Here is a 6,362-nt window from a genome sequence, read left to right as displayed (position 1 = left end):
CGAAGCCGAGCGGCTTTTAAGGATCGTCAGGCGCGGCTCTCATCGTGGCGCGGGGCTTGCCCCAATTTGACGCCGGATAGATTTAAGCAAGCCATCCATTTCATCCGTTAATCAGTATTGCAAAAAATGGGGTGACCATAGATTTGTATTGCCGGTGTCCTGGCTTCAGATGCCTTCGCGGGCCAGGTCCATGGCGAAGTAGGTCAGGATCAGGTCGGCACCGGCACGCTTGATCGCACCAATGCTTTCCCGCACCACCCGGCCTTCATCGATGGCGCCGGCCAGGCCGCCGAACTTGATCATCGCATACTCGCCACTGACCTGGTAAGCCGCCAGCGGCAGGCGCGAAGCGGCGCGGATGTCGGCGATCACGTCCAGATAGGCACCGGCCGGCTTGACCATCAGCACGTCCGCCCCTTCCTGCTCGTCGAGCAGCGATTCACGCACCGCTTCGCGGCGGTTCATCGGGTTCATCTGGTAGCTCTTGCGGTCGCCCTTCAACGCGGTGCCACCTGCTTCACGGAACGGGCCATACAGCGAGGAGGCAAACTTGGTGGAGTACGCCATGATCGCCGTGTCGTGGAAGCCTGCGCCGTCCAGCGCGCTGCGGATAGCCTGCACCTGCCCGTCCATCGCGGCCGAGGGGGCGATGAAGTCGGCACCGGCCGCAGCGGCGATGACCGCCTGCTTGCCCAGGTTGGCCAAGGTGGCGTCGTTGTCCACACCGTGGTCGTGCAGCACGCCGCAGTGGCCGTGGCTGGTGTATTCGCAGAAGCAGGTGTCGGACATCACCAGCATTTCCGGCACGGTGTCCTTGATGGTGCGCGCCATGCGCGCCACCAGGCCGTTTTCGTTCCAGGTGTCGCTGCCAGTGGCGTCCAGGTTGTGCGACACGCCAAAGGTCATCACCGACTTGATGCCGGCACGGGCGTAGCGCTCGATTTCCTGGGCCAGCAGTTTTTCCGGGATACGGTTGACCCCCGGCATGCTGGTGATCGGCACGAAGTCATCGATGCCTTCTTCGACGAAGATCGGCAGGATCAGGTCTTCAAGGCGAAACTCGGTTTCCTGGAAGATCGTGCGCAGGGACTCGTTCTGGCGAAGGCGGCGCGGACGAACGGACGGGAATTGGTTGGACATGACAGCTCCAGGGAATTTGAACGGCGTATACCTTATGCCTGTCTTGAGCCCGTGAAAAGGCTAAATGACGAGATATTGTCTTGCGTCAAAGGCATGAGTGTCGTGGGTGGGTGATTGCCTGCGATGGCCTCTTCGCGGGTAAACCCGCTCCCACAGGTGCTGCACATGTCTCGAGGGGATGTGCAGTCCCTGTGGGAGCGGGTCTACCCGCGAAGAGGCCAGCCCAGGTGACACATCACTGCAACCAGGGCGGCGTCGGCTCTTCTGCCTTGGCCGGCCCATGCTCGGCTTCGGCCCGCGCCGCACGGCGGCGGGCGTCATCCAGCCGGGCCGCGTCGATCTCGCGCATGACCCCGTCCACGTCGGCATCATGCTCATCGTCTGCAAACTCGCCTGTCAGCAGGCTGTCCGGCAGCAGCTTGCCGGCCTCGAAAAGCGCCCACATTTCCTGCGCATAGCGGGTGGTTTTCAATTCCGGGGCAAAGCGCCCGAAATAGTGGGCCATATTGTCCACATCGCGCTGCAGCATGCTGAAGGCATGGTTGTTGGCCGCTGCATCCACCGCCTGCGGCAGGTCGATGATCACCGGCCCGTCGGGGCCCAGCAACACGTTGAACTCGGACAGGTCGCCATGCACCAGCCCGGCGCACAGCATCAGCACGATCTGGCGAATGACGAAAGCATGGAACTCACGCGCCTCTTCGGCCTCCAGGTGCACATCGTTCAGGCGTGGGGCCGCATCGCCATCGGCATCGGTCACCAGCTCCATCAACAACACGCCGTCCTGGAAATCGTAGGGCTTGGGCACCCTCACACCGGCGCCGGCCAGACGGAACAGCGCCGCCACTTCGGCGTTCTGCCAGGCATCTTCGGCCTCTTTACGACCATACTTGGTGCTTTTGGCCATGGCCCGGGCCTGACGGCTGTTGCGCACCTTGCGGCCTTCCTGGTATTCGGCGGCCTGGCGGAAACTGCGCTTGTTGGCTTCTTTGTAAACCTTGGCGCAGCGCACCTGGGTGCCGCAACGCACCACATACACAGCGGCTTCCTTGCCACTCATCAACGGTCGCAGTACTTCGTCGACCAGGCCGTCCTCGATCAGGGGCTCTATTCTTTTGGGTGTCTTCATCAGGCTGGGTTCGGGGTCCTGGCTGTAATGGCGGACATCCTCTCACAGCCGGATGCGACTTGCTCGTCTGTCTTCAACCAAGGCGCATCACGCGCCCTGCCCCACGCCGCCAACAGCCAGCGCACGCGCCCGACGGCGGGTGACCAGCAGCCCCGAACACACCACCAACACCGCCAGTACCATGGTCGACACCACTTCCAGACGATGGTCGGGGCGCAGCAGCATCAGCACCAGCACGCCACTGATGAACAGGATTACCGCCCAGGTCAGCCACGGGAACAGCCACATGCGATAGCTCAGCGTCTTGCCCTGGGCGGTCAGGCGCTTGCGCAGGCGCAGCTGGGAAATGGCAATGACCAGGTAGACCAGCAGGGCAATGGCGCCGGAGCTGGCCATCAGGAAGCCGAACACCTTGGCCGGGACCAGGTAATTGGCGATCACCGCCAGGAACGCGGCGCCCGTGGACAGCAGCACCGCAACCACTGGCGTGCCGCTGCGGCTGGTGACCTGGGCACAGGCCGGGGCGTCACCGCGGCGGCTCAATGAGTAGACCATGCGCGAGGCGGTGTACAACGACGAGTTGAGGCAGCTGGTGACCGAGGTCAGCACCACGAAGTCGATGATGGCCTTGGCATTTGGCACGCCGAGGGTGTCCAGCACCGCAAAGTAGGAGCCCTCACCTGCCAGGCGCGGGTCGGTCCAGGGGACCAGGGCAATGACGATGAAGATCGACAGGACATAGAACAGGGTGATCCGCCAGATCACCGAGTTGGTGGCCTTGGAAATATGCTTGCCTGCTTCGTTGGACTCGGCCGCAGCAATGGTCACCACCTCGGCGCCGAGGAACGAGAACATGGTAATCAGCATGGCGCTGAGCACAGCACCGAAGCCGTTGGGCATGAAGCCACCATGTTCCCACAGGCGCGAAACACCACTGACGCCGGAACCTGGCAGCAGGCCGAAAATGGCGCACACGCCAAGCGCGATGAAGGCGACGATGGCCACCACTTTCACCAGCGCCAGCCAGAACTCGAACTCGCCGTAGTTCTTCACGCTGAACAGGTTGGTGGCAGTCAGCAGCAAGGTGATCACCAGCGACAACACCCAGATCTCGAACTGCGGCACCCAGGAGTTGATGATGGTGGCCGCGATACTGGCTTCGATGGGGATGATCAGCACCCAGAACCACCAGTACAGCCAACCGATGGTGTAGCCCGCCCATTTGCCGATGGCGAGGTCGGCATAGGTGGAGAACGAACCGGTGTCCGGCGACGCAACCGCCATTTCCGCGAGCATGCGCATCACCAGGACCACCAGGCCCCCGGCCAGGATATAGGCCAGAATGGTTGCCGGCCCAGCTTCGGCAATCGCGCGGCCGGAGCCGACAAACAGGCCGGCACCGATCACGCCAGCGATGGACAGCATGGTGACATGCCGTGATTTCAATCCATGACTCAAGTTGTTCTTGTGGGTTTGCATGGCGCTACCTTGTTATTTTTGTCATGCCCGCGAAGGGGCCGCCGGCTGCACGGGACCGACGCAGGCGCGAAAAAGCCCGCCCTGCCCTAAATGGTGAGTAGGGCAGTTCGGGTTGAGTAAAACGAAACCGCAGAACGGTGTATCAGCTGGCAGCCCGCTGGCTGGCGGCCAGGTCTGCCTTGGGTGTGTTGCCGCCTTGCAGGCTGACTTGCTCGCGCACCTTGTCGACGATGTAGGCGCCAATCGGAATGGCCGAAGTGGCAGCCGGCGACGGTGCGTTGCACACGTTGACGCTGCGCGCAGTGTTGACGAACAGGAAGTCATCGATCAGCTTGCCGTCACGCGACACCGCCTGGGCACGCACCCCGGCAGGATATGGCGTGAGGTCGGCCTTGGTGATGCCAGGGCAGTACTTCTGCACCTGCTTGAGGTACCCGCCCTTGAACAGCGAGTTCTTCATCTCGATCATCCCCGGCCGGAAGTTTTTCGCCAGGACCTTGAGGATGCCGGGGGTAGTCAGGGTCTGGAACAGGTCGCCGGGGCTGACGTCGGTCTTGCGATAGCCCTCACGTTTCATCGCCAGCACGGCGTTGGGGCCGACGGTGACGGTGCCGTCGATCATGCGCGTCAGGTGCACGCCCAGGAACGGCATCGACGGGTCGGGAATCGGGTAGATCAGGTGGTTGACGATCTGGTTGTGCTGCTTGGGCAGCAGGTAGTACTCGCCGCGGAACGGGCAGATCACGAACTCGGTGCGCAGGCCCAGCATGCTCACCACGCGGTCGGCCATCAGGCCCGAGCAGGTCACCAGGAAGCGGCTACGCAGTTCATCGCCGGGCTTGGCGCCCTGAGTGTGCACGATCACTTCGCTGGCCAGCTCCTTCAGCCCCACCACTTCCGCGCCATAGCGAATTTCGCCGCCTGCACGCTGGAATTCAACGCCCATGGCAGCGGTCACTTCGGCGTAATTGACGATGCCGCTGGAGGGCACGAAGATGCCGCCCATGCCCACGATATTGGGCTCGCGCTCGCGCAACTCGGCCGACGACAACCAGTAGCGCTCCAGGCCATTGGCCTCGGTACGCTCCCACAGCGCCTTCATGCGCTGCATTTCCAGGTCGTTGGTGGCCACCAGCAGCTTGCCGCACTCATCGAAGCGAATACCGTGCTGGGTGCAGAAGGCCTTGGTGGCCTTGTTGCCTTCAAGGCAGAAGCGCGCCTTGAGGCTACCGGGGGTGTAATACACGCCGGCGTGGATCACGCCGCTGTTGTGCCCGGTCTGGTGACGGGCCGGGCCGCTCTCTTTCTCCAGCAGCACGATCTTCGCGTCCGGGTAGAGCCTGATCAAGTGCATGGCCGTGGACATGCCCACGATGCCGCCACCGATAATAATGAAGTCGTACACAGCCTTACCTCACACGCAGGCATTGCCTGGTTGCCGGCCAGGGCCCGCGCGGGCCCTGGCTGCATCATTGTTGTGCAAAGACGCGCAGGCAGGCGCCCGCCCCGCGCCCTGTCATCATTGCCCGCGCTGGTACAGCGGTTTGGGGAAGGCGACGTATCCACGCTGGCGCATCAGTTCGCGGCGCAGGCCATCGTGCGGGGTGAAGCGGTCGCGCCCATGCAGCCAGAACAGGTTGTTGATCAGCAGGAAGCTGCCCACCCCCACCGGTACCGACACCTTCTTGTCGCTGCCTTCCAGCGATTCGGACAAGGCGTTCAGCCAGATCCCTTCCTCGTAGTTTTCCGGCTGCACGAACTGGTCAATGTAGCGCATGGTCGGGCGGCCTTCGCCATCGGTGTCGAATACCGAATGGAACACATCCTCAGCCACTTTCTTGCTCGGTGGCGCGGTCCAGCGCATTTCACGGCGGGCCATCGGGTGGCGGAAGAATTCCTCGCACTGCTCCCAGTCGTCCAGGTGCAGCAGCAGCGAGTTGCCGCCTTCCATGTTTCTTTCGTCGATCTTCAGCATCAACACATAGTCGGTGATCTGGTTCACGAAGGTGCCGTCGTTGTGCAGCTCCATGACCCGGTGTGGCTGGCGCAGGTAGCTGTCGGAATCGTCGCTGTTGACCACCACGAAGCGCGCGTAGAACTGGCCGCTCATGGCGTCGTAGTTGGAGCGGCCGATCAGGTGTGCACACGCAGTGGTGAACTTGACCATGTCCTCGGCCTGGCTTACGTCATCCAGGCCCAGTGGGGTAATCAGCATGCCGCCACTGGCGCGGTCGAGGATGGTGTTCAGCAATACCGGGCGCAAGGTGCCGTGGCACAGCTCGTCGAGGATTTCGCCCAGCCGAAAACGCAGAAACGACTTGTACTCCAGCGCCTGGACCGGCCATTGCGCGGCTGCCTGCACGAACGCTTCCACTGTTTCCCTGGCAAAGGTCAGTTCAAGCAGGCGCGGCGACTGTTTCGAAGGCGCCAGTGTGTAACCACGCGGTTCGAGCGGGAGCGGCATGACAAGTTCTTCGATTTGCGTAAAAGCGTTCATGGCAGGGTCCTGGCAAAAAGGTGGAAGGCGCCGTCCGGTGGTGACCTGGATCAGTGCGGGCAAAGCAAAAATATCGCCACTCACTGAAAATGTCTACATTTTTATAATTCGACTACG

General features: G+C 62.3%; 5 protein-coding genes. All 5 read right to left on the bottom strand.

Features of this window, described 5'->3' with window-relative positions:
• Positions 1–165: 165 nt before the first annotated feature.
• Positions 166–1,140 carry a porphobilinogen synthase gene (gene hemB, locus HP547_RS26335; protein WP_172288346.1) on the bottom strand — a complete coding sequence of 325 codons (975 nt, stop codon included), beginning with the start codon at positions 1,138–1,140 and terminating at the stop codon, positions 166–168.
• A gap of 235 nt (positions 1,141–1,375) precedes the next feature.
• A complete protein-coding gene (locus HP547_RS26330) occupies positions 1,376–2,269 on the bottom strand; it encodes a PA4780 family RIO1-like protein kinase (protein ID WP_172288344.1) in 894 nt (297 codons plus the stop codon).
• Between the two features lie 87 nt (positions 2,270–2,356).
• Positions 2,357–3,748 carry a GABA permease gene (gabP, locus tag HP547_RS26325; RefSeq protein WP_172288342.1) on the bottom strand — a complete coding sequence of 464 codons (1,392 nt, stop codon included), beginning with the start codon at positions 3,746–3,748 and terminating at the stop codon, positions 2,357–2,359.
• A 142-nt stretch (positions 3,749–3,890) separates the two neighbouring features.
• On the bottom strand, positions 3,891–5,153 hold the full coding sequence (gene lhgO / locus HP547_RS26320) for an L-2-hydroxyglutarate oxidase (RefSeq protein ID WP_172288340.1): 1,263 nt from the start codon (positions 5,151–5,153) through the stop codon (positions 3,891–3,893).
• A 114-nt stretch (positions 5,154–5,267) separates the two neighbouring features.
• A complete protein-coding gene (gene glaH / locus HP547_RS26315) occupies positions 5,268–6,245 on the bottom strand; it encodes a glutarate dioxygenase GlaH (RefSeq protein WP_172288338.1) in 978 nt (325 codons plus the stop codon).
• Between the last annotated feature and the right edge of the window lie 117 nt (positions 6,246–6,362).

It is taken from the genome of Pseudomonas sp. CM27 (genome assembly GCF_013179515.1).
Taxonomy (GTDB): Bacteria; Pseudomonadota; Gammaproteobacteria; order Pseudomonadales; family Pseudomonadaceae; genus Aquipseudomonas.
This window is presented reverse-complemented; position numbering and strand designations above follow the sequence as displayed.